Origin of the sequence: Nocardiopsis sp. NPDC006139, assembly GCF_040614155.1 — a bacterium.
Classification (GTDB): domain Bacteria; phylum Actinomycetota; class Actinomycetes; order Streptosporangiales; family Streptosporangiaceae; genus Nocardiopsis; species Nocardiopsis changdeensis.
In genome coordinates this window covers 21,567-43,791 of record NZ_JBEXTT010000022.1, presented here as the reverse complement: position 1 = coordinate 43,791, position 22,225 = coordinate 21,567, and the positions used below count along the sequence as shown (strand labels likewise).

29 protein-coding genes are annotated in these 22,225 nt (G+C 73.2%); 13 read left to right on the top strand and 16 right to left on the bottom strand.

Translation table 11 applies throughout. From position 1 onward, the window contains the following. The first annotated feature begins 10 nt into the window (after positions 1-10). From ABZ249_RS25285 to ABZ249_RS25260, 6 genes are all read left to right on the top strand, one after another. Positions 11-145 carry a hypothetical protein gene (locus tag ABZ249_RS25285; RefSeq protein WP_355267498.1) on the top strand — a complete coding sequence of 45 codons (135 nt, stop codon included), beginning with the start codon at positions 11-13 and terminating at the stop codon, positions 143-145. Positions 146-147: 2 nt separating this feature from the next. Continuing rightward, entirely contained in the window at positions 148-486 is a 339-nt protein-coding gene (locus ABZ249_RS25280) for a hypothetical protein (protein WP_355267495.1), read from the top strand. Between the two features lie 521 nt (positions 487-1,007). Further along, positions 1,008-1,187, top strand: coding sequence for a hypothetical protein (locus ABZ249_RS25275; protein WP_355267492.1), 180 nt, complete (start codon positions 1,008-1,010; stop codon positions 1,185-1,187). A gap of 64 nt (positions 1,188-1,251) precedes the next feature. Next, positions 1,252-2,130 carry a peptidoglycan-binding domain-containing protein gene (locus tag ABZ249_RS25270; protein WP_355267489.1) on the top strand — a complete coding sequence of 293 codons (879 nt, stop codon included), beginning with the start codon at positions 1,252-1,254 and terminating at the stop codon, positions 2,128-2,130. Next, on the top strand, positions 2,130-2,528 hold the full coding sequence (locus ABZ249_RS25265) for a hypothetical protein (RefSeq protein ID WP_355267486.1): 399 nt from the start codon (positions 2,130-2,132) through the stop codon (positions 2,526-2,528). The genes ABZ249_RS25270 and ABZ249_RS25265 overlap by 1 nt, the downstream gene beginning before the upstream one ends. After that, positions 2,521-5,136 (top strand): glycerophosphodiester phosphodiesterase family protein, encoded by a 2,616-nt coding sequence (locus ABZ249_RS25260; RefSeq protein ID WP_355267483.1) that lies wholly within the window; start codon positions 2,521-2,523, stop codon positions 5,134-5,136. The genes ABZ249_RS25265 and ABZ249_RS25260 overlap by 8 nt, the downstream gene beginning before the upstream one ends. A 354-nt stretch (positions 5,137-5,490) precedes the next feature. Here ABZ249_RS25260 and ABZ249_RS25255 read toward each other — a convergent pair whose 3' ends face one another. The 10 genes from ABZ249_RS25255 to ABZ249_RS25210 form a co-directional block, all read right to left on the bottom strand. Beyond that, positions 5,491-6,024 (bottom strand): hypothetical protein, encoded by a 534-nt coding sequence (locus ABZ249_RS25255; protein ID WP_355267480.1) that lies wholly within the window; start codon positions 6,022-6,024, stop codon positions 5,491-5,493. Between the two features lie 88 nt (positions 6,025-6,112). Next, the gene (locus tag ABZ249_RS25250; protein ID WP_355267477.1) at positions 6,113-6,802 is read right to left on the bottom strand and encodes a hypothetical protein; all 690 of its coding nucleotides are present in this window, start codon (positions 6,800-6,802) and stop codon (positions 6,113-6,115) included. A gap of 84 nt (positions 6,803-6,886) precedes the next feature. After that, complete coding sequence (locus ABZ249_RS25245; RefSeq protein ID WP_355267475.1) at positions 6,887-7,018, bottom strand: hypothetical protein; 132 nt, start codon at positions 7,016-7,018, stop codon at positions 6,887-6,889. Positions 7,019-7,036: 18 nt separating this feature from the next. Further along, entirely contained in the window at positions 7,037-7,255 is a 219-nt protein-coding gene (locus tag ABZ249_RS25240) for a hypothetical protein (protein WP_355267472.1), read from the bottom strand. 168 nt (positions 7,256-7,423) lie between these two features. Next, positions 7,424-8,584 (bottom strand): rRNA adenine N-6-methyltransferase family protein, encoded by a 1,161-nt coding sequence (locus ABZ249_RS25235; protein WP_355267469.1) that lies wholly within the window; start codon positions 8,582-8,584, stop codon positions 7,424-7,426. Continuing rightward, positions 8,584-8,790, bottom strand: coding sequence for a hypothetical protein (locus ABZ249_RS25230; protein ID WP_355267466.1), 207 nt, complete (start codon positions 8,788-8,790; stop codon positions 8,584-8,586). Before ABZ249_RS25230 ends, ABZ249_RS25235 begins: the two co-directional genes overlap by 1 nt. A 183-nt stretch (positions 8,791-8,973) precedes the next feature. Next, the gene (locus ABZ249_RS25225) at positions 8,974-9,162 is read right to left on the bottom strand and encodes a hypothetical protein (RefSeq protein ID WP_355267463.1); all 189 of its coding nucleotides are present in this window, start codon (positions 9,160-9,162) and stop codon (positions 8,974-8,976) included. Continuing rightward, entirely contained in the window at positions 9,155-9,379 is a 225-nt protein-coding gene (locus tag ABZ249_RS25220) for a hypothetical protein (protein WP_355267460.1), read from the bottom strand. The genes ABZ249_RS25225 and ABZ249_RS25220 overlap by 8 nt, the downstream gene beginning before the upstream one ends. After that, complete coding sequence (locus ABZ249_RS25215) at positions 9,376-9,594, bottom strand: hypothetical protein (RefSeq protein WP_355267458.1); 219 nt, start codon at positions 9,592-9,594, stop codon at positions 9,376-9,378. Before ABZ249_RS25215 ends, ABZ249_RS25220 begins: the two co-directional genes overlap by 4 nt. Then, complete coding sequence (locus ABZ249_RS25210; RefSeq protein WP_355267455.1) at positions 9,591-9,776, bottom strand: hypothetical protein; 186 nt, start codon at positions 9,774-9,776, stop codon at positions 9,591-9,593. The genes ABZ249_RS25215 and ABZ249_RS25210 overlap by 4 nt, the downstream gene beginning before the upstream one ends. Before the next feature lie 184 nt (positions 9,777-9,960). Between ABZ249_RS25210 and ABZ249_RS25205 the strand changes: the two genes are divergently transcribed. Both ABZ249_RS25205 and ABZ249_RS25200 read left to right on the top strand, forming a co-directional pair. Then, positions 9,961-10,800: a helix-turn-helix transcriptional regulator gene (locus ABZ249_RS25205; protein WP_355267452.1), complete on the top strand. Its 840-nt coding sequence runs from the start codon at positions 9,961-9,963 to the stop codon at positions 10,798-10,800. A 1-nt stretch (position 10,801) separates the two neighbouring features. Next, on the top strand, positions 10,802-10,990 hold the full coding sequence (locus ABZ249_RS25200) for a DUF397 domain-containing protein (protein ID WP_355267449.1): 189 nt from the start codon (positions 10,802-10,804) through the stop codon (positions 10,988-10,990). Positions 10,991-11,096: 106 nt separating this feature from the next. On the opposite strand, the gene ABZ249_RS25195 is transcribed toward ABZ249_RS25200, so the two are convergent. Together ABZ249_RS25195 and ABZ249_RS25190 are read right to left on the bottom strand one after the other, a co-directional pair. Continuing rightward, a complete protein-coding gene (locus tag ABZ249_RS25195; protein WP_355267446.1) occupies positions 11,097-12,155 on the bottom strand; it encodes a DUF2637 domain-containing protein in 1,059 nt (352 codons plus the stop codon). Next, on the bottom strand, positions 12,148-12,342 hold the full coding sequence (locus ABZ249_RS25190; RefSeq protein WP_355267443.1) for a hypothetical protein: 195 nt from the start codon (positions 12,340-12,342) through the stop codon (positions 12,148-12,150). The genes ABZ249_RS25195 and ABZ249_RS25190 overlap by 8 nt, the downstream gene beginning before the upstream one ends. Before the next feature lie 242 nt (positions 12,343-12,584). Between ABZ249_RS25190 and ABZ249_RS25185 the strand changes: the two genes are divergently transcribed. The 3 genes from ABZ249_RS25185 (at position 12,585) to ABZ249_RS25175 (ending at position 14,339) form a co-directional block, all read left to right on the top strand. Next, positions 12,585-12,947 (top strand): BlaI/MecI/CopY family transcriptional regulator, encoded by a 363-nt coding sequence (locus ABZ249_RS25185; protein ID WP_220564598.1) that lies wholly within the window; start codon positions 12,585-12,587, stop codon positions 12,945-12,947. 5 nt (positions 12,948-12,952) lie between these two features. Then, the gene (locus ABZ249_RS25180) at positions 12,953-13,897 is read left to right on the top strand and encodes a M56 family metallopeptidase (protein WP_355267439.1); all 945 of its coding nucleotides are present in this window, start codon (positions 12,953-12,955) and stop codon (positions 13,895-13,897) included. Between the two features lie 151 nt (positions 13,898-14,048). Continuing rightward, on the top strand, positions 14,049-14,339 hold the full coding sequence (locus ABZ249_RS25175; protein WP_220565485.1) for a DUF2516 family protein: 291 nt from the start codon (positions 14,049-14,051) through the stop codon (positions 14,337-14,339). Here ABZ249_RS25175 and ABZ249_RS25170 read toward each other — a convergent pair. From ABZ249_RS25170 to ABZ249_RS25160, 3 genes are all read right to left on the bottom strand, one after another. Then, positions 14,324-16,747, bottom strand: coding sequence for a hypothetical protein (locus ABZ249_RS25170; RefSeq protein WP_355267436.1), 2,424 nt, complete (start codon positions 16,745-16,747; stop codon positions 14,324-14,326). The two genes, ABZ249_RS25175 and ABZ249_RS25170, sit on opposite strands and share 16 nt — an antisense overlap. 108 nt (positions 16,748-16,855) lie before the next feature. Further along, positions 16,856-17,839 (bottom strand): neutral zinc metallopeptidase, encoded by a 984-nt coding sequence (locus ABZ249_RS25165; RefSeq protein ID WP_355267433.1) that lies wholly within the window; start codon positions 17,837-17,839, stop codon positions 16,856-16,858. A 55-nt stretch (positions 17,840-17,894) separates the two neighbouring features. Next, the gene (locus tag ABZ249_RS25160; RefSeq protein WP_355267789.1) at positions 17,895-18,764 is read right to left on the bottom strand and encodes a neutral zinc metallopeptidase; all 870 of its coding nucleotides are present in this window, start codon (positions 18,762-18,764) and stop codon (positions 17,895-17,897) included. 159 nt (positions 18,765-18,923) lie between these two features. Between ABZ249_RS25160 and ABZ249_RS25155 the strand changes: the two genes are divergently transcribed. Together ABZ249_RS25155 and dtd are read left to right on the top strand one after the other, a co-directional pair. Beyond that, the gene (locus ABZ249_RS25155; RefSeq protein ID WP_355267430.1) at positions 18,924-20,774 is read left to right on the top strand and encodes a DUF2207 domain-containing protein; all 1,851 of its coding nucleotides are present in this window, start codon (positions 18,924-18,926) and stop codon (positions 20,772-20,774) included. A gap of 22 nt (positions 20,775-20,796) precedes the next feature. After that, complete coding sequence (gene dtd / locus ABZ249_RS25150) at positions 20,797-21,222, top strand: D-aminoacyl-tRNA deacylase (RefSeq protein ID WP_355267428.1); 426 nt, start codon at positions 20,797-20,799, stop codon at positions 21,220-21,222. A gap of 15 nt (positions 21,223-21,237) precedes the next feature. Here the strand turns inward: dtd and ABZ249_RS25145 are convergent, their stop codons facing one another. Then, positions 21,238-22,053 (bottom strand): class I SAM-dependent methyltransferase, encoded by an 816-nt coding sequence (locus ABZ249_RS25145; RefSeq protein ID WP_220564602.1) that lies wholly within the window; start codon positions 22,051-22,053, stop codon positions 21,238-21,240. Positions 22,054-22,225 lie beyond the last annotated feature (172 nt).

Here is a 22,225-nt window from a genome sequence, read left to right as displayed (position 1 = left end):
GGTGACGACCATGACCGACCCCGTGTCGGAGATCGTCCCCGAACCCGAACCGCCGCCCGCCGCCGAGCCCCCGCGGTGGGAACCCCCCGACGGCAACACCATCGTGGTGCCCGCTCCGCCGCCGGGCGGCATCGAGGAGGGGTGACCGTGCCCGACGAGCCCACCATGTGGGAGCTGCAACGCACGTTCGAGGCGGGGCACCGGGAGCTGTCCGCGGACATCGCTCAGCTCAACACCCGTTTGGACGCGTTCGTGCTGCGCGAAGTGTACGAAGCGCACCGCCTGGCGGATGAGCGCCAACGCGAAGCGGAACGGGCGGCGGCTGACCAGCGGTACAACGCCATGTCCGAGCAGCTCGGCCAGGTGCGCTCCCAGGTGGTGGACCTCAGGGACCAGGTCCGCAAGGCGGGGTGGACGGCGATCTCCTCGTTCCTGTCGCCGATCGTCGTCGCCGTGGTCCTGGCCTTCGTACTCCGGGGTGGGTGAGACCGTGACGATGCAGAAGCCCCGCATCCGCGGAACCGTGCATGTCGTCGTCCTGCTCATCATCGCGGCCACCGTCACGATCCTGATCGGGTCGGTGGCCCGGATTACGGTGGACCTCGAACGCGCAGACCGGCACCGCGAGGAACTCGCCCGCCAGGTCGAACTCCTCGGTGGAACCCCCGTCCCGCCGCCCACCGGAACCCCCGTCCCCATCCCCGGTCCCTCCGGGCCGCCCGGCCTGCGTGGCGAGCCCGGACCTACCGGCCCGTCCGGCTCTGATGGAGACCCCGGACAGGACGGAGCACCAGGACCGGCCGGGCCCTCCGGGGCCCCCGGACCCCAAGGCCCGGCCGGGCCGGAGGGCCCTGCCGGACCTCAGGGGCCAGCAGGACCACAGGGCCCGCCCGGGCCGCCCGGGGACACCGTCACCGTCACTCCGTCACCACCCACCGCCCCAGCCCCCTGAGGCGAACCCAGAGGACCCGGGGCGCCTCACCATCTCCGCGCAGAACAGCCACCCGGTGCCGATCGACCTGGGGCTGGTCGCCGATGAGGCCGAGGCGGCGCTCATGGCCGCGGGCCAGCAGGTCCGCCGCCGCACGACGACGACCACGACCACCGTCACCCAGGTCCCCGGGGGCACCCAGTCCGTCACCGAGACCACGGTGCTCACCGGCCCGTGGGTCGGTGCCCAGCCGTAACCCCACCCCACCCCCAGGCCCGGCCGACCGCCGGGCCTTCGTCATGTCCAGGAGGCACCCACCCATGGCCAACGCCGTACTCGTACCCCGGGAGGACTGGGCGGACCGCCGCATCAGTGACTCCGCGTTCTCCAACGTCGGCCGCACCCGCGGGGTGAAGTTCCACTACACCGGCGGCTTCCTGTCGCCCAAGATCGTCGACGACCACGACGAGTGCATTCGCCGCATGAACGGGTTCGTCGCCGGCCACCTCGCCCAGGGGTGGACCTGGGGCGGCTACAACGTCTGCGCCTGCGGGCACAAGGACAGCCGTGGCCGGTACCTGGTCCACGAGTGGCGGGGCATCGGCAAGCTCCCCGCCGCCAACGGGCCCGGCCTGAACAGCGGCCACCAGGCGGTGCTCCTCCTGGTGGGCAGTAGCGGCCACACGACGCCCACGACCGACCAGGTCGCGGCCGGGCGTGAGGCCGCCGCCCTCATCCGCGAGCGCGGGCACGGATCGGAGATCAAGGGGCACCGGGACGGGTACTCGACGAGCTGCCCGGGGGAGCCGCTGTATCGGCTGCTCCGCGCCGGGAAGCTCACCCCCGGCGCCAGCGGGGGCGGGTCCGGGGAGTCCGGCGGCGAGACCCCGAAGCCCCGCCCGACGAAGCCCGGGGAGAAGCCGCCCTACGCGTTCCCGCTCCCGGCCGGCCACTGGTTCGGGCCGCCGCACCGGGACCCCCGCAACCACTCCGGCTACCACTGGGCGTCCGACCGGCCGCACATCGAGAAGCTCCAGCGTCGCCTGCGCGACCGCGGATGGGCGATCACCGTGGACGGCCGGTACGGCACCAACACCGCCGGGACCGTCGAGCTGTTCCAGCGCGAGAAGAACCTGCGCCCGGACGGCCTGGTCGGCGCCCAGACCTGGCCGGTCCTGTGGACCGCCCCCATCACCTGATGACGAACGTCGCCCACGTCGTCCCAAACAACGACCTCATCGAGCACGACTGGCAGACCGAGGAAGCCACCTGCGTCTGCGGACCCACCACCCGCCCGATCAAGCGTGACGACGGGACGGTCGGCTGGGTCATCACCCACAACAGCCTCGACGGGCGCGAAGCCCACGAGCAGGAGGACGCCATGCACGAAGCACCCGGGCCGCGCGACGCGACCCTCGTCCCCGAGAAGAAGGTCGCCGCCGCTGGCGTCAGTGCCGCGGCCGCGACCCTGATCATCTTCATCACCGGCCTGTTCGGCCTGGAGGTCACCGCCGAGCAGGCCGCCGCCGCGGTCACCGTGGTCGCGTTCGTCGCCGCCTACCTGGCCCCGCACACCCGCAGAGGCGCCGATGCCTGAGAGCCCCTGGCAGCTCCCCGACGACCTGGACCTCATCGAGATCACCGGCCAGTGGGCGCTGCTGGACGGCGACCCCGGCGCGTGGGGGACCGTCACCCTCACCCCGTCCGTGGACCGGCTCGTCTCCCCGGCCCACGGCACCATCATCATGGGCTCCCCGCTCGTCCTGACCATGGACCGGTGGGGAGCCATCTCCGCCCGGGTGCCCGCCACCACCGACCCGGACGTCCAGCCCGCCGGGTGGCACTACCAGGTCGAGGTGAGCGTCTACGACGGAGAGGACACCCGCGCCTACACCCACACCCTGGTCGTCCCGCACGACGGCGGCCCGATCGACCTGGCCACCTACACGCCGCCGCCGGTCCCGCCGCCGCTGGGCGACACCTACGTCTACAGCGTGAACGGCATGACGGGGCACGTCACCGTGTCCGGGGGCGGCACCGGGGCGGTCGACTCCGTCAACGGCATGGTCGGCGCCGTCGAGCTGGTCGCCACCGACGTCGGCGCCGTCCCCGCCGACACCGTCGGCCTGCCCGGAGGGGTGGCCGCCCTCGGCACCGACGGCCTGGTCCCCACCGCCCAGCTCCCCGAAGGCCTCGGCGAGCAGGGCCCACCCGGACCCGAAGGCCCCGCCGGCCCCCAAGGTCCGGTGGGTCCGCAAGGCCCCGCCGGTCCTGCTGGCGCCCAGGGCGAGGTCGGACCGCAGGGACCCCAAGGCCCGGCCGGTGTGCAGGGACCCAAGGGCGACCCCGGCGAACCGGGGGCCGACGGCGCCCAGGGGCCGGTCGGCCCCGCGGGTGCCGACGGTGCGACCGGAGCGACCGGACCCCAGGGCCCGGCCGGGCCGGAAGGCCCGCAGGGTGAGCCGGGGACCGGGGTGTCCATCCTCGGATCGCTGCCCGACCCCGCGGACCTGCCCGCCACCGGCCAGCCCGGCGACGCGTACCTGATCGCCGGGGACCTGTGGGTGTGGACCGGCACCGCGTGGGACAACGTCGGCACCATCCAAGGCCCGCAGGGGCCGGCAGGCCCGGCCGGTGAGCAGGGCCCGCAGGGACCCGTCGGCCCGACCGGAGACACCGGACCCCAAGGACCGGCCGGACCGGAGGGCCCGCAGGGAGTGGCCGGTGCGGACGGCGCGACCGGACCCCAGGGAGAGGTCGGCCCCCAAGGCCCGCAGGGTGTGGCCGGCCCCGCGGGTGAGACCGGACCCCAGGGGCCCGCCGGAGCCACCGGACCGCAGGGACCCGAGGGGCCGCCCGGCCCGGTCGGGCTGCGCATGGCCGACCTCACCTGGCCGCTGCTGGTAGCGCACCGCGGCGCTATGGCCGTCGCCCCGGAGAACACCGCCGAGGCGTTCTCCACCGCGATCTCCTCCGGGTGCCAGGTGATCGAGCTGGACGCGTGCCTGGGCGCGGACGGGTCGCTGATCATCAACCACGACGCGACCCTGCTGCGCACCCACAACCTGTCGCTGCCGGTGGCGCAGATGTCGGCGCAGTCCACCAAGCGGCACCCGGTGAAGTCGTCCCAGCTCGGGTTCACTGGCTGGCCGGACGTCGACATGCTCACTCTCGACGACGTCTTCGCCCGCTTCAAGGGCGCTCCCGTCGTGTGGTTCATCGAGGCCAAGTACCCCAGCGGCGAGTCCAACGCGCGCTTGGACGCGCTCGGCGACGCCATCGTCGCGTGCGTGCAGCGGTGGGGCATGCAGGACTCCGTGATGGTCCAGTCGTTCTCCCAGCGGCCCGGGCTCCGGGCGATCGCTGCCGGGCTGCCCGCCGGGTACATCGAGACCGCCGGGGCCACCAGCCCGGCCACCCTGTACGCCAGCGGGTTCCGGTTCTACGGGATGCGGCAGGACGCCCCCGCGGGGAACATGGCGGCGGCCCGGGCGGCCGGCCACCGGCTGCTCGTCTACACCATCAACCGCCGCACCGAGCTCGCCGCCATGCAGGCCCGGTCGGTGGACGGCATCATCACCGACCAGCCCTGGTACCTCGGCCCGGGCCCGGGGGCAACCCGAGACTCCTACGCCGCAGGCCCGTGGCCGCACGGCCACCTCACCCTGCCGCAGAACCCCGTCACCGGATCGTTCTCCGGCGGGGGCCTGGAGCTGGCGCCGCCGGACATGTCGACCGGGTCCCCGCTGAACTACACCAGCGTGACCGTCGGCGCGTTCAAGACGCTGCCCAGCACGTTCACCCTGCGGGCGGACATCGAGATCCTGGAGTCCACCAACACCACCCGCTCCGCACAGATCCTGCTCAGCGAGAACGACGCCGGGTACGACGACGTCACCCAGAACATCCGCTCCTACAACCTGCTCGTCCGCCCGTCCGGCGCCCTGGACCTGTGGGAGTCCACCATCGGCGGCGCCACCCAGCTCGGCGCCGCCACGTCCCCGGCGCTCACCGTCTCACCCACCACCCCGACCAAGGTCACGGTCGAGTTGGCGGTGACGCCGACGCAGCTCACGTTCCGGCGGGTCGACGTCGCGTCCACCCCGGCCTCGGTCGCGGCCACGGACTCGTCGTTCCGGGGTCTGGTGCTGGGGCTGGCGGTCCGGTCGGTGCGGGCCCGCTTCTCCAACATCCACCTGGTGTGACCACCACCGCGCCCCCGCTCCACCATCACGGTGGGGCGGGGGCGCCGTTCGCGTGTCCAGGGAAAGCAGAAACCCCGCCCGGGGGCGGGGTTCTCATCTCCGCGTGCGCGGAGCAAAGGGGCCTTCTGGGTGGAGGGTTTCCCCCGCCTTCCAGAACATTCGCGGTCCATCCCCGCGTGCGCGGGGGCGTACTGCTTGGGTCTTCACCGTGAAACGGCGTAGTGGCCCATCCCCACGTGCGTGGGGCCGGTGACCTTCACAGGTAGTGATCTACCTGTTAGTTGGTCCATACCCGCCTGCGCGGGCGCTCCCCGAGGGGATTGGCTCCACCATAACCCAACGGAGTCGGCTGTGTCAGCGGTTCAGGAGATTCGTGTTGATCTCCGCCGCGATCGCCTCAGCGTCGGCGTCGGTCAGCTCGGTCCCGTCGAGCCACCCGATCAGGGCCTCAGCGGAGTACAGGACCGGCCACCCCTGCTCTCGGGCGGTGTCCGCGACGACGGGGGACACCTCCCCGTCGCCGGAGTCCGCCAGGACCATGTACCGGAGGTCCGACAGGCCGATGGCGGAGGGCTCCCGGTCGGCCTGGGCGTCGTACAGGGCCCGGATGTGGTCGGGGGTGACCCGGCGGGCGTCGGTGACGTCGGCGTACCAGCCGTCACCGGAGAGGGCCCACTCCCCGGTGACCCTCCATCCCTGGGCGGCGAGCGCCTGCTCTGCGGCGCCCTTGGCGACTCCGGTGGTCTCGTCGGCGTGGGGGATGTGGGTGTCGATGTCGGGGGTGAGCTGAGTCCCGAGGTCGTCGTCCTCCCAGGTGTGGACGGCGACGATGTGGTTCTCGGGGTTCCCGGCGAGGCGGACAGCGGACATGAGGGCGACGTACTGCACAGGGTGCTCCGTTCAGGGGGTTCGGGTCCCGCCCGGGGTGGGCGGCATCCCCGCATGCGCGGGGAGCAGGGGGCCAGGGGGCCAGGGGTCAGCCTCGTGCGGGCTCGACGGCGCGGAGACCCATCGCGATCGCGATCGAGTGGTTCGCGTTGGCCTGCCGGTCGCCCCGCCACGCCTCCTCGTATGCCTCACACAGGGCCCGGCCGCTGTCGGTGGCCTCGAACGTCTCCCCTCGGTCGATGAGGTAGCCGTCGCGGACCAGGCGGCGGCCGCGCTCGGTCTCCCACAACAGGTGCTCGTGCCCTCCGGCCTCCCACAGCTCGGGGGCCACCGTGATGACGTACCCGAGCAGCACCATGTCCCGGTGCCGGAGCGGGTCCACGCCGGTCTCCTGGGCGTGGACGCACACGGGGCAGGCCGGGGCGTCGTCGCGGCCCTGCCCGTCGTACACGGCAATGGCCTCGCACAGGGCGTGCCCCGGGAGGGGGCCGTCCGTCGCGGCGATGTGGCGGGTGCGGGCAGGGCACCGGTAGCAGGTGCCGAGCGGACCCTCGATGAGCGGGCGACGGCTCTTGAATCCGCAGATGTCACAGGTGTACATGGGGAACTCCTTGTCGAGTACGCGGTCGATGGTGGACCGGCTGATTCCGGTGACCTTGTGGATGCGGTGCTTGGTGATGCCGGCGCATCGGGCTCTGACGATGAGGCTGTCACGTCCGGCGATCACGCGGGCGTAGTTTTCGAGCTCTGCTTCGAGGGCTTCTTGCTCCCTGTCCATGTATCGAACAGTACATGTATCGATCGATACATGCAAGCCCCAGGGGAAACCCCGCCGCTGGCGCGCGGCGGGGTTCGGTTCGGGTCAGTCCTCGCCGTTGCCGCCGAGGTCGATCCCGAGTAGCTCGGCGATCTCGTGTGTGGCCTCCGGGCCGGTCTCGGCGAGCAGGTCGGCGAGCCAGGTGCGATCATCCGGTGTCAGGGGGTCATCGTCCATGTCGAATGCGTACCCGCCTCAGGTGACGTCCACGCGATCCCACCAGGCGGTGTTCTCGCCGAGGCCCTCAAGCTCCACGTGCAGGACGGTGGCGAGCCGGTCGCGGGTCGGCTCGCTGACGCCCATGGTGTGCTCGGCGCGGAACGCGGTCCACCCGTCCGGCGGCATGTGGACCCGCAGCCAGAACCGGTATTCCCCCGGCCCGTCCGGAGGCAGGCGGTGTTCGTTGTCCTGCATGGATATCCCCCCGTATCTGCACGGTGCCCGTGCGTGATTGATCGTGTCCGGAAAACGGGGCCACCGGGATCTCCCAAAACCGGTGGCCCCGACCCGCCTCCTGTCCCTCCCCAGGGAAGAGGCGGGGCTCAACCGCGCGCCCGCGGACGGGGCAGGGCGCGCGGAGTCCTAGGCCGGGTGGCGGTGCGAGGTCCACACCGCCGTGTCCGGAGAGTGCAGCCACACCGTCTGGACGGAGCGCCCGCGGTCGACGGTCAGCCCGAACTCGGTGACCGGCGGGGACTCCTGGGCGCGCCACCAGGTGAGCGCGTCGGCGAACTCACCCCACAGCGGGCGGTTGCCGGCGGACTCGACCCGGCCGTCCGCGTGCAGCCGCATCCACGACGAGCAGGACGTCGAGACGACCCGGACGTGCGGTTCCTCGGCGCCGGGCTCCATGCCCATGCCGTGCGCCCAGTCGGGCCGCAGCAGGGACAGCAGGACCGCCATGTCCCCGTCGAGCCACGCCTCGCGCGGGTCACCGGACACCTGCTCCACCTGGTCCGGTTGGGCGTCCGGGCCCGGCATCGGCGCGCTCGGCCACCGCTGGGACCGGGACCACATGAACGACAGCGCCCCCGCGAACTTCCCAGCTGCCCGACCGCCGCCGTCGACGTCCAGGACGGCGAGCAGGCCGACCGGCGCCCCCGGGGACGGCGCCCACGGGGTGACGATCCGCCCGCCCGACCGGACCACGTCCAGCCACCGCCACGGCACCACGGCCACGGTGAACGTCGCGATGAGCCGGTCGTACACCGCGGCCAGCGCCGGAGGGGACTCGCCGTCCCCGGCCAGGATGGTGGGCAGGTACCCGGCCGCGGCCAGGTCGGCGCGGGCGGTGTCGGCCAGGCCCTCGTCGACCTCGATCGAGGTGACGTTGTCCGGGCCCAGCAGCTCCGTCAGCAGGGCCGCGTTGTACCCGGTGCCGGTGCCGACCTCCAGGACCTGCTGCCCGGGGCGCAGGTCGGCGGCGTCCAGCATCTGGGCCATGACCGACGGTGCGCTGCTGGAAGAGGTGGGGATGCCCATCCCCCCGTCGGCGCCGTCGTCCACCTGGGTGGTCAGGGCCCGGTCGGAGTAGGCGGTGCGCAGCCACAGGTCGGGGTCGTCCGCCCAGTCGTAGCGGGTGTCGTCGATGGTCCGGAACTGGTGGGGGAGGAACCGGTGCCGCGGCACCCGGGCGAACAGTTCAGCGAGGCGTTCGGGGGTGCCCTGGTCGGCGAGTTCGGTGCCGAGCGCGCGGGCGAGGAGTCCGTAGTCGAGGGTCATGCCTTCGGTCTGCCCGCTCATCAGCCGACCTTCCCAGTGCCCTTGCAGCCGGTGCAGGCCACCCAGCGGGCGATGTCCTTGCCCTTGGACTTGCCGTCGTTGGTGACCCACTTGCCGCCCTTCCCCTGGCACATGGAGCAGTCCTTCTGCGCCCCGGTCGGCGCGGGCAAGGGGACCAGGATCGGGACGGGTCGGGGGCGGGTGGTGCTGGTCAGGGTCGCGGCCATGGTGTGCTCCTGTGCGCTGGTGTGGAGGTGGTCAGTGGCGGGGGCAGGTCATTTGGCCCTGCCCCCGCCTGCCCTTGCGGGCGGGGCCGCCTGGCACATCCCCTCTGGCGCCTTGTGCGCCTGGGTGCCCGGGCGGCCGGTCGGTCCGCGCGCCCGCGGACGGAGCGGTGCGCGCGAGGTCTGTCAGCCGAAGTCGTATCCGGAGTCCGCGCCGCGGCGGCGCTGACCCGGGTCGCCGATCAGGAGGGCGCCCGCTTCGCGTCGGGCGGCGAGGCCCTCGCCCTGGCGGCGGACGGCGTCCTTCTCCTCTTTGGTGAGGCCGTCCGGGATCGGGTCGTCGGCCGGGTTGACGAATTCGCGCTTCCTACCCATGCGGCGGGTCCTCCGTGTCGGTGTGGCGGGACTCCAGCAGGGCCCGCATGGCGTCGTGGTCGGGCGCGGCGAGGCGCTCGTGCGGGTTCGGGCCGGTCCAGCCGATCGGCCGGTACGCGACGACCTCCTGATCGCCGTCAGCGGTGGGCTCCAGGGTGAGGATCCACCGTCCTGCGATCAGGTCGTCGAGCATCCGAACCCGCGGGTCGGAGGTCACAGCTCCTCCAGGGGGCTGTGCCAGATCAGCGGCAACGGGTACGGGTCGCGGTGCTTGCTGACGGCGACCCGGGTGGTGGTGCCGACCGTGGCGGCGTACACCGCGCGCGCCTCCAGGGTGGGACCCAGGTAGCGGACCGGGACGCCATGTTCGTCAGCCCAGGACCGAAGCGCGGTCTCGGTGGGCAGCTCGGCGATGTCGCAGACGGCGGTCATGCGGCACCTCGCACGGCGAGGAGGACCTGGACGGCCGAGGCGAGCGGGGCCATGTCCCGGCCGGGGTGGGAGTACCAGCGGACCCGGGCGGCGCGACGGGGCCGGCGCCAGCGGAGGGCCTCGGAGGCCAGCCAGCGGGCGGCTACGAGTTCGGAGCAGTTCAGGTATCGGGTTCGCGCCATGGGCGCACCTCCGGTAAGGAGTGCCGGGTGGGAAGCCCAGCGGGGAATCGAACTAGGGCCCATACTGAAACATGTATTCCACGTTTTCAAGAGACCTAGGGATTCCAGTCCATGGAATCCACGTTTGTCCGATTTCCCCGCCCCGGTCATACGATCAGGGGGCACCGGCACCCAGGAGCAGCAGATGAGCGAGCGATACTCACCCACCGTGCGCAGACGTCGGCTCTCCGATGAGCTACGACGCCTACGCCACGAAGCGAACATGACCCTCGACGACGTCGTGCGGGCCACCGAGTGGTCGCGCGGCAAGCTCGGGAACATCGAGAGCGGCCACAGGCAAAGACCCCAGGTGGCGGAGATCCGTACCCTGCTTGACACCTATGGCGTTGAGGACCCCGCGGTCCGTGAGGCGGTCCTGGACCTGTGCCGGCAGTCGCGCGAACGGGGATGGTGGGAGCGGTACAGAGACGTGCTCGCTCCGACCTTCGTCGGCTTCGAGGCCGAGGCGTCCGGGATCTGGAACTGGGAGCTGGCCGTCATTCCCGGTCTGCTCCAGGCTCCCGCCTACGCTCGGCTCATCACCCAGGCCGCCATGGTCCGCGACCCGAAGATCGTCGACCGTGTCGTGGATGCTCGCATTGAGCGCCAGCGGATCATCTTCGGGAGCCCACCCGAGGACATGTGGTTCGTCTTCGACGAGAGCGCGCTCAACCGGCTGCGCCACCACCCTGACGTTCTGCGCGCCCAGATCGCCCATCTCGTTGAAGTGGCAGACCATCCCCACGTCACCATCCAGATGGTCCCCGCGGACCGGCTGCATTCCGGTACGGGTGGGCCCTTCGTGATCATGGGGTTCCCGAGCACGGTCGACCCCGATGTGGTGTACCTGGAGACCGACACGGACGGGCTGTACCTGGAGGACCCAGCGGAGGTTGCCAGGTACCGGCGGCTGTTCGACCACCTACGCCTCACGGCACTCCTGCCGGAGGAGACCCTGACCCGACTACAAGAAATGACCACCTGACATGGACCGTTCAATTCCCGCTGAGCTGTTCCGCAAGAGCACCTACTCGCAGCCCCAGAACTGCGTCGAGGTCGCCGATCTGCCCGACGGGTCCGCCGTCCGGGACACCCAGAACCGTGAGGCCGGGCATCTGATGTTCGCTCTTGCGGAGTGGGCTGGGCTGGTCGCCTCGGTGCGACAGGGCGAGTAGGGCAAACAGAGAGGCCCCGACCGTGGTGGTCGGGGCCTCCTGCGTTCAATTCCCGAGGACACTGTACCCCGGCTGGGTGATGGCGGGGAAGGACCAAGGGCCTCCGCTACACGGCGGCCAGCTCGCCCAGCGACTCCCGGACCGCGGCCAGGATCCGGCGGCCGGTCCGGACGGACACCGTGCCGAGGTTCCGCTCGGCGAGCAGGGCGGCCACCTCTGCCCCGGTGGCCGCGGTCATCCGCGTGTCCGGGGCGGACGGGTCGGTTAGCCACTCCATGACCGCCGTCTCCCTCGCCTCGGCCACGGCAGCGGTCACCGGCCGGTGACCGGTCGGCCGACCGCTCTTGGCCGGGCGCGCCGCTGGGATGGCCGGGCGTTCCGTCGGCGCGGACACAGGGGGACGCGCCAGCACCTCAGCCGCGGACACCAGGCGGCCACCGCAGATGACCGGCCGGTCGTCGGCCAGGGGCGCGGTCACGGCGGACACCGGCACCACGTGTCCGCAGATCACCGGCAGCACCGGGCGGACAGGAAGCGTGTCCGCGAGCGCGGTCACGGGGATGTCCGCCCCGCAGATGACCGGCCGGGCATCGGGGGCGGACACCGGCAGCGTGGCGGACAGGGCGGCCACGGACATGACCCGGCCACAGATGACCGGCCGCGCGGTCATGACCGCCGCCTCCTGCTCCGCAGCGGCCACGGCCGCCGCACGGTCAGCGGCCACCCGCACCATGACCGCGGACACCGGGACGCGGTGACCGCAGATGACCGGACGGGTGTCCTTCGCCTGCCGGACGATCCGCAGCGCGGCCATCGCCAGGAGGTAAGCGACCTCGGCGACGAGCGGCACCCAGATGGCCACGGCCACACCGGTCCACCCGTAGGACACCCCGTGGACGAGGTTGGCCGCGCCGGTGGCCACCACCCCGACGACCAAGGCGGCCTTCGCGATCTTCGGGGGCTTCACTCCGTGGCGTCCGGCGAGGGCGATGGTGGACAGCGCCATCACGATGAGGCCGTCCACGGTGGCCGCGATGATGGCGGCCTCCCAGGGGTCCGCGCCGGAGTCCCGGGCGACGTCGTAGATGTGGCCGTAGGAGACGGCGATGAGCCCGGCCGCGATGCCGAGGCCGGCGAGGGCGGGGAGGGGGACGCGGCTACGCACCGGGCACCTCCAGGGCGCGGCCCTCGTAGGTGGCGACGAGGTCGGCGAGCAGCGCGTCGAGGCAGGGCAGCGCGGAGGCGAGCGCCCGGCCGGGGGCGCGGTCGTAGCCGTGGTCGGCCAGGACGTCGAAGACGTCGGCGAGGAGCTGGGCGGTGGGGGCGCCGCCGGGGCGCGGTACGGTGTTCACGGTTCCTCCTGAGGTCCTTGGTACGACCAGGTAGGGGCCAAGCCCTCGGCGCGGTGTGGCTGCACCGCCCGGGGGCGCTTTGCGTTGTGGGGACAGTACCTCGCAGGGGGATTTTCCGGGGGCGCTCTTGGGGGTACTATCGGGCGCACAGAGCATCGCCGGAAGGTGGTGTTTTCGCAGGTCGCACAGTGCAAGTGGGACCCTCTACAGTGCGTAGTACGACCGCAAGTAGACTCGAGGGCATGAATCGGCTCGGCGAACTTGAACGTGCAGTGATGGATGTACTGTGGGCACGAGATGAACCAATGACGGTTCGTGAGGTCGGTCGAGAGCTCGCCGAACGGGATCTCGCTCACACGACCGTCATGACCGTGCTCGACCGACTGGCCAAGAAGAAGGTCGTCTCCCGGGCACGCGAAGGTCGCGCGTGGCGGTACCGCCCGGCAGCCAGCCGGGAGGCCTACGTGTCCGAGCTGATGTTCGACGCTCTCGGGCAGACCGGTGATCGTGACGCGGCCCTGGCCGCCTTCGTCCAGTCGATGGACGGCAAGGAGGCGGACGCGCTCCGGCGCGCACTCGCGGAAATCGATCAGCCAAGGAACTAGTCCGTATGGTCAGTGCCGCCCTCCTCTCACTCGTCGCGGTCGGCTGCCTCGTCGCCATGGCGCTCCTGCACCGGGCGAAGTGGCCCTCGCGCGGGCCCTACACGGCCGTGATCACCTGGCAGGCACTCGGCCTCGCCTGGGGCGTGTCCACCATCGGGGCGCTCCTGGCCTTCGGACTCTCCTCGTACCGGCTCGGCGCCGCGGGCGGCCTGCTCGCCCTGGCCACCGACATCGTCACCGGGCGCCTGGTCCTCGCCGAACTCGCCCAGGGCGTCCAGGGCGTGCTGCACCTGCTGGCCGTCGTGCTCGCCGCCGTCCTCACCCTGGTGCTCTTCTACGGCCTGGTCTCCTCCTTCGTGCACGTGGTGCGGGTTCGCCGACGCCACCACGACCTGCTCGAACTCGTGGCCCGCGACCACCCGGACGTCCCCGGCGCACGGGTCATCGAGCACCCGGCCGCCGCCGCGTATTGTCTTCCGGGCGTGCTCCGCTCCCAGGTCGTGATCAGCGAGGGCGCCCTCGCCGTACTCGACAACCGCGAGCTGGCGGCCGTCCTGGCCCACGAGCACGCCCACCTCCGCGAGCGCCACGACCTGGTGCTGCTGCCGTTCTCCTCCCTCAAGCGCGCCTTCCCGCGGGTGCGGCTGGTGCGCACCTACTACGAGACCGTCGCCCTGCTCATCGAGATGTGCGCCGACGACCAGGCCCGCCGCACCAGCTCGTCCCGCGAGCTGGCCATGGCGCTGCTGCGCTTCGGCGCCGCCGGGCCCGCCCCGGTGCCCGCCGGGGCCATGGCCGCGGTCAAGGAGGCCGAGCCCGGGGTGGTGCGCCGGGTCAACCGCCTGCTGCGGCCCGACGACGAGCTCTCCTACCACGCGGGCGCCGTCATCATGGGCGCCTCGGCCTTCCTGCTGGCCTCGGTCACCTGCCTGTGGCACATCACCATCTGAGCGGCCCTGCGGACGGCGCCTCCCCGGCGCCGGTGTGACCTTCCCCGGGCGGGGCCGCCTCCGGGCACGATTCGCGCCTCCGGGCCGTTTACCGTGGAGGACGGGCGGACCCGCCGTTCCTCACGAGCGTCGTCGGGAGTGTGTTGTGGCAATGATCTGGTACGTCATCTACCTGGTCACCTTCGTGGCCAGCCTGTACGCCCTGATCGAGGCACTCCGGACACCGGCCGCGGCTTTCGAGATCATGGACAAGCAGACCAAGAAGCTCTGGGTCACCCTCACCGGAGTCGCCACCGGCCTCTCCGCGCTGGCGGTGTTCTTCAACGTCTCGCTCTTCATCCTGCTGTGCCTGGTCGCCACCCTCATCTTCCTGCTCGACGTGCGCCCCGCCGTCAAGGGCGTGGGCGGCGGCCGCAACGAGGGCCCCTACGGCCCCTGGTAGGCCTTCTCCAGCTCCGTGAGCATCCGGCGCAGCGCCTGGGAGTAGGCCGGGTCGTCCGTGTAGCAGGAGTGGCCCAGGATCTCCGGGCGCCGGGCCTCTCCCGGCAGCGCGTCGTAGGAGCGGGGGTCGGGCAGCGGCCGCTCCGGCTCCACCACCGCGGTCCCCGTCCCCGAGCGCATCCGCACCGGTCCCGCGATGGCGTCGGTGGTCCGCCACAGGTTGCGCCACCCCGCCACCCGGCCGTTCAGGTCCGCGAACGGCTCCGGCCCGAAGAACGCGGGGAAGTACCGCGCGTACAGCCGGTCCAGCGGCGAGCCGTGCGTGATCAGCGCGACCCGGCCCAGGCAGTCGTCCGGCAGCTGCCACACCGTGGCCGCCGCCAGCACCGACCCCTGCGAGTGGCCCGACAGCACCACCGCGGTGCCCTCGCGGGCCATCCGCGCCACCCGCGCCACCAGCTGCGGCACCGCCCGCTCGGCGTAGGACGGCGGGGCCAGCGGGTGCGCCACCCGCGGCCAGAACGTGCCCACGTCCCACACGGCGCCCACCGCCTGCCGGGTCGGCCTGTCCCGGTAGGCGCTGCGGCCGATCCACACCAGGGCGACCAGCGCCGCCCCGCCCAGCAGCGACCCGGCGCCGATGAGCACCGACACCGCCCCCTGGGCGACCACCCGCACCCGCCCGGCCACGGCCGCCGCGGCGGGCTCGGGGCCGCCGGGGGTCAGGTGCCCGGACAGGATCGAGTACAGCACCAGGGCGCCCAGCGCCACAGCCGGGAGCAGCAGCGCCACCAGCACCCCGGGCACCGCCTCGGTCATCCGCCCCAGGGCCCGCGCCCGGGCGATGTCCCAGGTCCGCCGGTCGCGCACGCTGCGCTCGTAGTCCTCGGTGACCGAGGCCACGTGCGCGCGGGTGTCCCGCCGCAGCCGCACCGCGAGCACCGCCGCCGCGGCCACCGCCAGCACCGCCTCCAGCGCGATCGCCAGCTGAAGCCAGGAGTACACGGTGGGCGTCTCCATCGGCAGGCAGTCCGCCCCGGGGGTGGACAGCGCCCGGCAGCCGCTCAGCCACTGCGCGCCCTGGTACACCACCGCGGCCGAGAACGCCCCGCCGGTCAGCGCGCCCAGCGCCGCCGTGGCCGGCCCGGCCATCCCGCGCATCGCCGCCCCCCGGTGCGCCCGGGCGGAGGCGTACAGCACCACCGCGGCCGCCAGGGTCAGCAGCACCAGGGCCACCTGGACGGTGAACAGGGCGTTGAGCACCGCCGCATGCCCGGGCAGCCGCCCCTGGGCGGACCACCCCGGGCGCGGCCACAGCACGTACACCGCGGTCGCGGCGAGCAGCACCAGGGTGGCGTCGCGCAGCAGCCTGCACAGGCGGTCGGCCCGTGCGTTCCACCGCGGGTCCACCCCGGGGACGAGCACACTGGCCGCGCTCACCAGCGCGACCGCCCCCAGCGCCCCGACCAGCACCGCGCCCCAGGCGCGGGCCTGGCCGCCGACCGCGTCGTACAGCAGAGCGGGCACCGACACCAGCAGCGCCAGCACGCCCAGCGACACCGCGATGTGCGCCGACCGCAGCCGCGCCATGATCTCGCTGTTGCGCCACAGGTCGGGGTGGCTCAGCGGGGCCCCGGGATCGTACACGGGCGGCGCCGGGGCGGAGACCACCTCGTAGTCGGCCGCGGTGCGCCGCGACAGCCGCCACAGCACCGCCACCACCGCCAGCGGGACCAGCGAGCCCACCGCCAAGGCCGGACCGGTCGCCGACAGCACCGAGTCGGGCGACGCCCAGAAGGACAGCCACGGCCGCGCCCGCGCGCACTCCTCGCCCAGCCCGGCGGCGCACTGCCACCCGAGCAGGTCCACGCCGATCCCGGCGGCGGCCACCGTGATGAGCACGGTCAGGGACAGCGCCAGCAGCCGCATCCCGGCCCCGTACACGTTGTCGGCGACCCGCGCCACCCCGCGCAGGTTGCGGGTCGCCCGCCCCGGGCGCATCCAGTACGCCACGTTGACCAGCATGAACGGCAACAGCAGCAGCCAGAAGGCGCGGGAGGAGCTGCCCGAGGTGAGGTTGCCCCAGGCGAAGATCTCCCGCCGCACCCCGGGCACGGTCTCGGTGTCCGCGCCCCGGCGCCAGCGGAAGAACCCGGCGAGCCGGTCGCCGCCCACCCGCATGGCGGGCTCGACGTCCAGCAGTTCCTCGGCCTGGCCGCCGCTGACCCCGTGCACGCGCAGCTCCACCCGCCCGCGGACGGGCCCGGAGGCGGGTCCGCCGCCGGGGTCCGCGCCGGGATCGGTCGCGGGCGGCGGCTCCGCAGCGGCGGGGGAGCCGGGAGGCGGGGGGACGGGAGGGGCGGCGGGGAGGGGGTCGAGGGATCGGAGGGGCTCGACGTGATCCGTCATGCCAGCATCCTGCCACGCTCCGTGGCCGCGTGACAGCGCCTCCGCCCGTCCTGTGGACGACCAGGTCCGCCGCCGCCCTCCGGCGGTGCGCGGCCGCCCCGGCCGGCGTCAGTCGACCAGGGAGAGGTCGTCCACGGCCCAGGTGTTGCAGGCGCCCGGGGTCTGCTCCTCCCAGCCGGTGAGCATCCAGTGCACGCTGTTCTCCGCCGAGCCGTGCGTGCGCTCGCTCTCCGGGCCGCCCTCCCGGTCGGCGGTGGCCTCCGCGTCCGTGAGCAGGGTGTCCAGGTCGTCGTCGGTCAGCGGGTAGCCCACCCGTACCGAGCCCAGGAACGCCCCGGCCAGGCAGTTCGCCTGCAGCTCGCCGCGCCGCGTCCAGCCGTTGCGCGCCGCGTGGCCCCGTTCCAGGTCCCGCTGCTCGTGGTAGTACTCCAGCAGCCCCGACTCGCCCTGGACGTGGTGCCCGTACTCGTGGGCCAGCAGCGAGGCGTACACGACGCCGTTGCGCGCCCCGTTCCACTTGTCCACCACGTCGGCGACCCCGATGTAGATGCTCGCGCTCGCCCGGCAGTAGAACGCCCCCGCCTGCGACGGGTAGCTGCGGCAGGGGCTCACCCCCGGCTCGTCCCAGAACACCCGGCGCGGCGGCGTGAACGGGATGCCCGCCCGCGCGAACTGGGTCTCCCAGGCGTCGTCCAGGCAGTCCGCGACGGAGTGCAGGAACGCCTCCATCGACTCGGGCTCGTCCACGTCCAGCTCCGGGGCCGGACACGGGCGCGGGCTCAGCCGCCCCGTGCCGTACAGCGGGTTGGCCACCAGCGCCGCGTGCCCCGCGGGCCGGTCCGGCACCTCCGCCGCGCCCGGCAGCGGCCCCGAGCGGCCGCCCCCCGAGGGCTGCCACCCGCTCCCGCCGTCGGAGACGGACGGGGCACCGGACGCGTCCGCCGCGCCCCCGCCGCCGGTCTCCTCGACGGTCGTCCACGACAGCAGGGTGAGCGCCAGCAGGGCCACCAGCAGACCGGTGACCATCGTGAACACACGGCGGTCGGTGCGCCGCGCCCGCTCCGCCGCGGCCGCCTCACCCGAATCCGGCACCGCCGACCGTCCCGTCCTCACCGCGCCGACCGGACCGGTCCGCGCTCCGCCACCGTCACCGCACCAGCTCCTCGGGGGCGTCCCACGTGTTGCACGCCCCCGGGTCCACCCGGTCCATACCGTGCGCGGTCCACAGCCGGCCGTTCTCCCCGCTGCCGTGCGTGTGCCCCAGGCCCCGGTCCGAGCGCCGGACGACGTCGTCGAGGATATTCTCCCGGCCCCGCGGACCGAATCCCAGGTGGTCCTCGGCCGCCCCGAAGAACACCCCGCCCAGGCAGTTGGCCTGGAGCTCGTTGCGGCGGGTCAGCTCGTCGGCCTCGGCCCGCGGCACCCCCGCCCGGGCCGAGTGGAACTCCGCAAGGATCCGCGACTGCCCCTGCACGTGGTGCCCGTACTCGTGGCTGATGACGAACGTGTACGCCTCCGGGCGGTCGCTGCCCGCCGACGCCTCCACGATGTCCTCCACCCCCAGGTAGAGGCCCCGGTTGGCCTGGCAGTAGAACGCCGCCGTGTTCCCCGACGGGAACGCCCCGCAGGGGCTGTGCCCCTCGGTGTACCAGTACACCCGGTTGGGCGCGGTGAACTCCATCCCGGCGTCCGCGAAGTAGGAGCCCCAGGCCCGGTCCAGGCAGTCCGCCAGGGCGTGCACGAAGCCCTCCACCGACTCCGGGTCCTCCTCGTCCAGCGCGGGGGTCTCGCAGGTGACCTCGCCCAGCTCCCCGGCCAGGTAGAGCGGGTTGTCGGTGAGCGTCGACGCCCCCGTGGACGGGCCCGCGTCGTCGGCCTCGGCCGTCACGTCCCCCAGGGCCGCCGGGTGCGACCAGGCGGTGTCCGCGCCCGGCAGCATCGCGGAGATGGCCAGGAACCCGGTCAGGGCGACCGCCGCCAGCCCGGTGCCCAGGGTGAGCGACACCCCGATCCCCATCCGCTGGAAGAACCCGGGCCGCTCCGACCAGTCCCCGACCGGGGGTCCGCCCCTCACCGGCCGGACCCTCCCGCTCTCCTCCCCCGCCGGTGCGCGGGGTCCGTGCGCGGACCGCCCGGGGACGTCGCGGGCCGGGGGGACCGGATAGGCTCTCGCATCATGTGGTGGGTCGGCTCCTGGCGCCAGGCCGTCGCGGCTGCGGCGGCCCTGTTCGTGTTCTCCTCGTTGCCGGCGGCGCCCGCCGCGGGTGCGGTGGACGCGGCCCGCGCCGCGACGGTGGCGACACCGGCCACCACAGTACCGGCCGCCGGTGCGAGCGTCACCGGGCCCCGGAGCGCCGACGACCCCCTGATCACCAACACCGTGGAGCTCGAACTGGACGCGCTGGGCGTCCTGCACGCCGAGGAGACCATCGCCTTCGAGGGCGGGGCCCCCGACGTGTTCGTGCGCGGCCTCACCGAGACGATGCTCTACGACACCGAGCACGACCGCCGCTTCGAGGTCAACGGGGTCAAGGTCGCCGGCCCCGACGGGCGGGCGCTCGACGCCGTGGTGGAGCACCGCGACGGCGCGCTCGTGGTGGAGATCCCCACCCGCGGCCTGGACGAGGTCGTCCTCACCTACCGGGTCGGCGGGACCGTCAGCAGGGTGTCCCAGGGCGTGCAGATGGAATGGCGCGCCATCGGCGCCTACAGCCACACCGTCGACGCCACCGACGTCACCGTCACCGCCCCGCTGCCGCCCGAGGCGCTGTCCTGCCTGGCCGGAGAGCCGCGCAGCGCCATGTACTGCACCGCCTCCGACATGGGGCCCGAGTCCGCGGTCGCGCACTTCCTCCAGGCCGACATGGAGCCCGCCGACCGCCTGGACATCGTCGTCAACTACCCGCCCGGCACCGCCGAGGGCGAGCCCATCCTCACCCGCCGCTGGTCGCTGGCCTCGGCCTTCAAGGTCACACCCGCCACCGCGAGCGTGTTCGGGGTGCTGCTGGTCGTCCTGGTCGGCGGCCTGGCCGTGCTCGTCCGGGTCCGCGGCCGCGACGAGCGCGCCCTGCGCAGGGAGGCCGCGGCGGGCGACCACGCCCCCCTCACGGAGGAGGACGGCCGGGTGCGGTTCGCCCCGCCCGACGACGTCCACCCCGGCCAGATCGGCACGCTGATCGACGAGCGGGTGGACATCGCCGACCTCACCGCCACCGTCCTGGACCTGGCCGTGCGCGGCTACATCCGCCTGGAGGAGCAGCCGCACGAGCACTTCACCTCCGTGGACTGGCGGCTCGTCCGCCTGGACGGCCCGCCCGGCGAGACCCTGCTGGCCTCGGAGTGGCTGCTGCTGGACGCCCTGTTCGGCGACCGCCCCACGGTGAAGCTGTCCCAGCTCGGCTCGCCCCGCGCCTCCGCCGACTTCCCGGCGCGCATCGACCGGGTCCGCGAGGAGCTGTACCGCGACATGGTGCGGCTCAAGTGGTTCGTCCGCTCGCCCAGCCGGGTGCGCACCCTGTGGAGCACCGCCGGGATGGCGGTCACCGCGATCGGCGTGGTCCTCACCGTGGTGCTGGCGGTGTTCACCACCGCCGCCTTCACCGGCCTGGCGGTGGTCATCGCCGGCGCCGCCATCACGGCCGGGGCCCAGTACATGCCCGCCAAGACCAGGCTGGGCAGCTCGGTGTACGCCCACACCATGGGCTTCCGGAGGTACCTGCTCAGCCCGCGCGCCCAGACGGCCCCTTCCGGCCAGCGCGTCGAGCTCTACTCGCGCTACCTGCCCTACGCCGTCATCTTCGACGACGTCGACCGCTGGTCGCACATCCTGGCCGAGGCGGCGCTGAGCGACCTCACCCCGGAGGAGCTGACCGGCGACGGCCTGGCCTGGTACACCGGACCGCGCGAATGGCGGATCGAGGACTTCTCGGACTCCATCAGCGCGTTCGTGGTGTCCCTGACCGGCATCATCACCAACACCCGCAGGATGCGGGTGCTCAACCAGCTCCAGCGTTCCGAACGCCGGTAGGAGAGAAGAGGGGGAGCGGCCCATGCGCTCGGTCGTGCAGCGGGTGTCGCACGCGTCGGTGACGGTGGACGGCGAGGTGGTCGGGGAGATCACCTCGCCCGGCCTGATGGCCCTGGTGGGGGTGACCCACACCGACACGGAGGCCGAGGCCGCCAAACTCGCCCGCAAACTGTGGACGCTGCGCATCCTGGAGGACGAGCGGTCGTGCTCCGACATCGACGCGCCGCTGCTGGTCGTCAGCCAGTTCACCCTCTACGGCGACGCCCGCAAGGGCCGCCGCCCCACCTGGCAGGCGGCGGCGCCCGGCCCGGTGGCCGAGCCCCTGGTGGACGTGGTGGTCAAGGAGCTGCGCGAACTGGGCGCCACGGTCGCCACCGGGGTGTTCGGGGCCCGGATGTCGGTCGGCCTGACCAACGAGGGCCCCTTCACCGTCCTCCTGGAGGTCTGACCCCCGCGGGCCCCGTCACACGGCCTCGCAGCGCACCAGCACCGACCGGGGCGCCACCGAGGACCCGGACTCCGCCGGCGGGGTCGTGTCCAGCTCCTCGACGACGCGCAGGCCGGACCGCTCCAGCTCCGCGCGCAGCTCCTCCGCGTCGGTGTAGGTGACCGTCTCGCTGGACAGGAACCGGCGGGTCGCCCCCTCGGCGTCGATGATCTCGGAGTACATGTTGGTGATCTGGGTCCCCTCCTCCGGGGTCTGGAACACCGACAGCACGGTGAAGGCGCTGCCGTCCTCCCCCGGGAACGGGAACGTGTGGTAGGCCGGGTCGCCGGCCTTCTCCGGGGCCGGGAAGTGGTCGAACAGCAGCGTCCCGCCCGGGCGCAGGTACGAGCGCGCCGCCTCCAGCAGCGCCCGGCGGCCGGAGGCGTCGAAGGTGTTGACGGACAGCCCGCCGATGAGGACCGCGTCGAAGGGCTCGCCGGGTTCCAGCGCGGTGGCGTCCGCCGCCTCGAAGACGACCTCGCCGGGGGCGTCGGCGGCCAGCGGCCGCCACATCTCCTCGGCCTGGGCGATCATGTCCGCCGACAGGTCCACGGCCGTGACGGTGTGCCCCTCGGCGGCCAGGGCCCGGGCGAACCGGCCCATCCCGCAGCACAGGTCCAGGACGCGCAGCGGACCCGACCCCAGCCGCGCCCGCACCAGGTCCAGGTCGGCGGTGTTGGCCTCGGCCAGGCTCCCGTAGATGTAGCCGTGGAAGCCCTCGTAGATGGGGATCACCTCGGTGCCGGGCAGGTCCAGGCTGTGCACGGCGGCGGTCATACCGATGAAGGTCATGGGGCGGGACGCCTTTCTGCGCGGGTCCGGTGCTGGCCCGGGAGGCGCCCTCGATCCGGACGCCCCCCGTGCTCGGATCCTGGGCGAACCGCCTTTCCGGCGGTTATCCGCGGCTTATCCCGTGCTCCCGCCCTCGGCGGCGCCCGCGCGGCCGACACCCGCCCGGCCCCGG

What these genes read in the sequence shown, in the direction of transcription:
- ABZ249_RS25210 (WP_355267455.1), bottom strand. Translation starts at nt 9,776, where the DNA reads ATGGCGCGAACCCGATACCTGAACTGCTCCGAACTCGTAGCCGCCCGC.
- ABZ249_RS25230 (WP_355267466.1), bottom strand. Translation starts at nt 8,790, where the DNA reads ATGGCCGCGACCCTGACCAGCACCACCCGCCCCCGACCCGTCCCGATC.
- ABZ249_RS25240 (WP_355267472.1), bottom strand. Translation starts at nt 7,255, where the DNA reads ATGCAGGACAACGAACACCGCCTGCCTCCGGACGGGCCGGGGGAATAC.
- ABZ249_RS25200 (WP_355267449.1), top strand. Translation starts at nt 10,802, where the DNA reads ATGGACCGTTCAATTCCCGCTGAGCTGTTCCGCAAGAGCACCTACTCG.
- ABZ249_RS25185 (WP_220564598.1), top strand. Translation starts at nt 12,585, where the DNA reads ATGAATCGGCTCGGCGAACTTGAACGTGCAGTGATGGATGTACTGTGG.
- ABZ249_RS25245 (WP_355267475.1), bottom strand. Translation starts at nt 7,018, where the DNA reads ATGGACGATGACCCCCTGACACCGGATGATCGCACCTGGCTCGCCGAC.
- ABZ249_RS25180 (WP_355267439.1), top strand. Translation starts at nt 12,953, where the DNA reads ATGGTCAGTGCCGCCCTCCTCTCACTCGTCGCGGTCGGCTGCCTCGTC.
- ABZ249_RS25225 (WP_355267463.1), bottom strand. Translation starts at nt 9,162, where the DNA reads ATGGGTAGGAAGCGCGAATTCGTCAACCCGGCCGACGACCCGATCCCG.
- ABZ249_RS25205 (WP_355267452.1), top strand. Translation starts at nt 9,961, where the DNA reads ATGAGCGAGCGATACTCACCCACCGTGCGCAGACGTCGGCTCTCCGAT.
- ABZ249_RS25155 (WP_355267430.1), top strand. Translation starts at nt 18,924, where the DNA reads ATGTGGTGGGTCGGCTCCTGGCGCCAGGCCGTCGCGGCTGCGGCGGCC.
- dtd (WP_355267428.1), top strand. Translation starts at nt 20,797, where the DNA reads ATGCGCTCGGTCGTGCAGCGGGTGTCGCACGCGTCGGTGACGGTGGAC.
- ABZ249_RS25265 (WP_355267486.1), top strand. Translation starts at nt 2,130, where the DNA reads ATGACGAACGTCGCCCACGTCGTCCCAAACAACGACCTCATCGAGCAC.
- ABZ249_RS25270 (WP_355267489.1), top strand. Translation starts at nt 1,252, where the DNA reads ATGGCCAACGCCGTACTCGTACCCCGGGAGGACTGGGCGGACCGCCGC.
- ABZ249_RS25145 (WP_220564602.1), bottom strand. Translation starts at nt 22,053, where the DNA reads ATGACCTTCATCGGTATGACCGCCGCCGTGCACAGCCTGGACCTGCCC.
- ABZ249_RS25250 (WP_355267477.1), bottom strand. Translation starts at nt 6,802, where the DNA reads ATGGACAGGGAGCAAGAAGCCCTCGAAGCAGAGCTCGAAAACTACGCC.
- ABZ249_RS25235 (WP_355267469.1), bottom strand. Translation starts at nt 8,584, where the DNA reads ATGAGCGGGCAGACCGAAGGCATGACCCTCGACTACGGACTCCTCGCC.
- ABZ249_RS25215 (WP_355267458.1), bottom strand. Translation starts at nt 9,594, where the DNA reads ATGACCGCCGTCTGCGACATCGCCGAGCTGCCCACCGAGACCGCGCTT.
- ABZ249_RS25160 (WP_355267789.1), bottom strand. Translation starts at nt 18,764, where the DNA reads ATGGGGATCGGGGTGTCGCTCACCCTGGGCACCGGGCTGGCGGCGGTC.
- ABZ249_RS25260 (WP_355267483.1), top strand. Translation starts at nt 2,521, where the DNA reads ATGCCTGAGAGCCCCTGGCAGCTCCCCGACGACCTGGACCTCATCGAG.
- ABZ249_RS25285 (WP_355267498.1), top strand. Translation starts at nt 11, where the DNA reads ATGACCGACCCCGTGTCGGAGATCGTCCCCGAACCCGAACCGCCGCCC.
- ABZ249_RS25170 (WP_355267436.1), bottom strand. Translation starts at nt 16,747, where the DNA reads ATGACGGATCACGTCGAGCCCCTCCGATCCCTCGACCCCCTCCCCGCC.
- ABZ249_RS25175 (WP_220565485.1), top strand. Translation starts at nt 14,049, where the DNA reads ATGATCTGGTACGTCATCTACCTGGTCACCTTCGTGGCCAGCCTGTAC.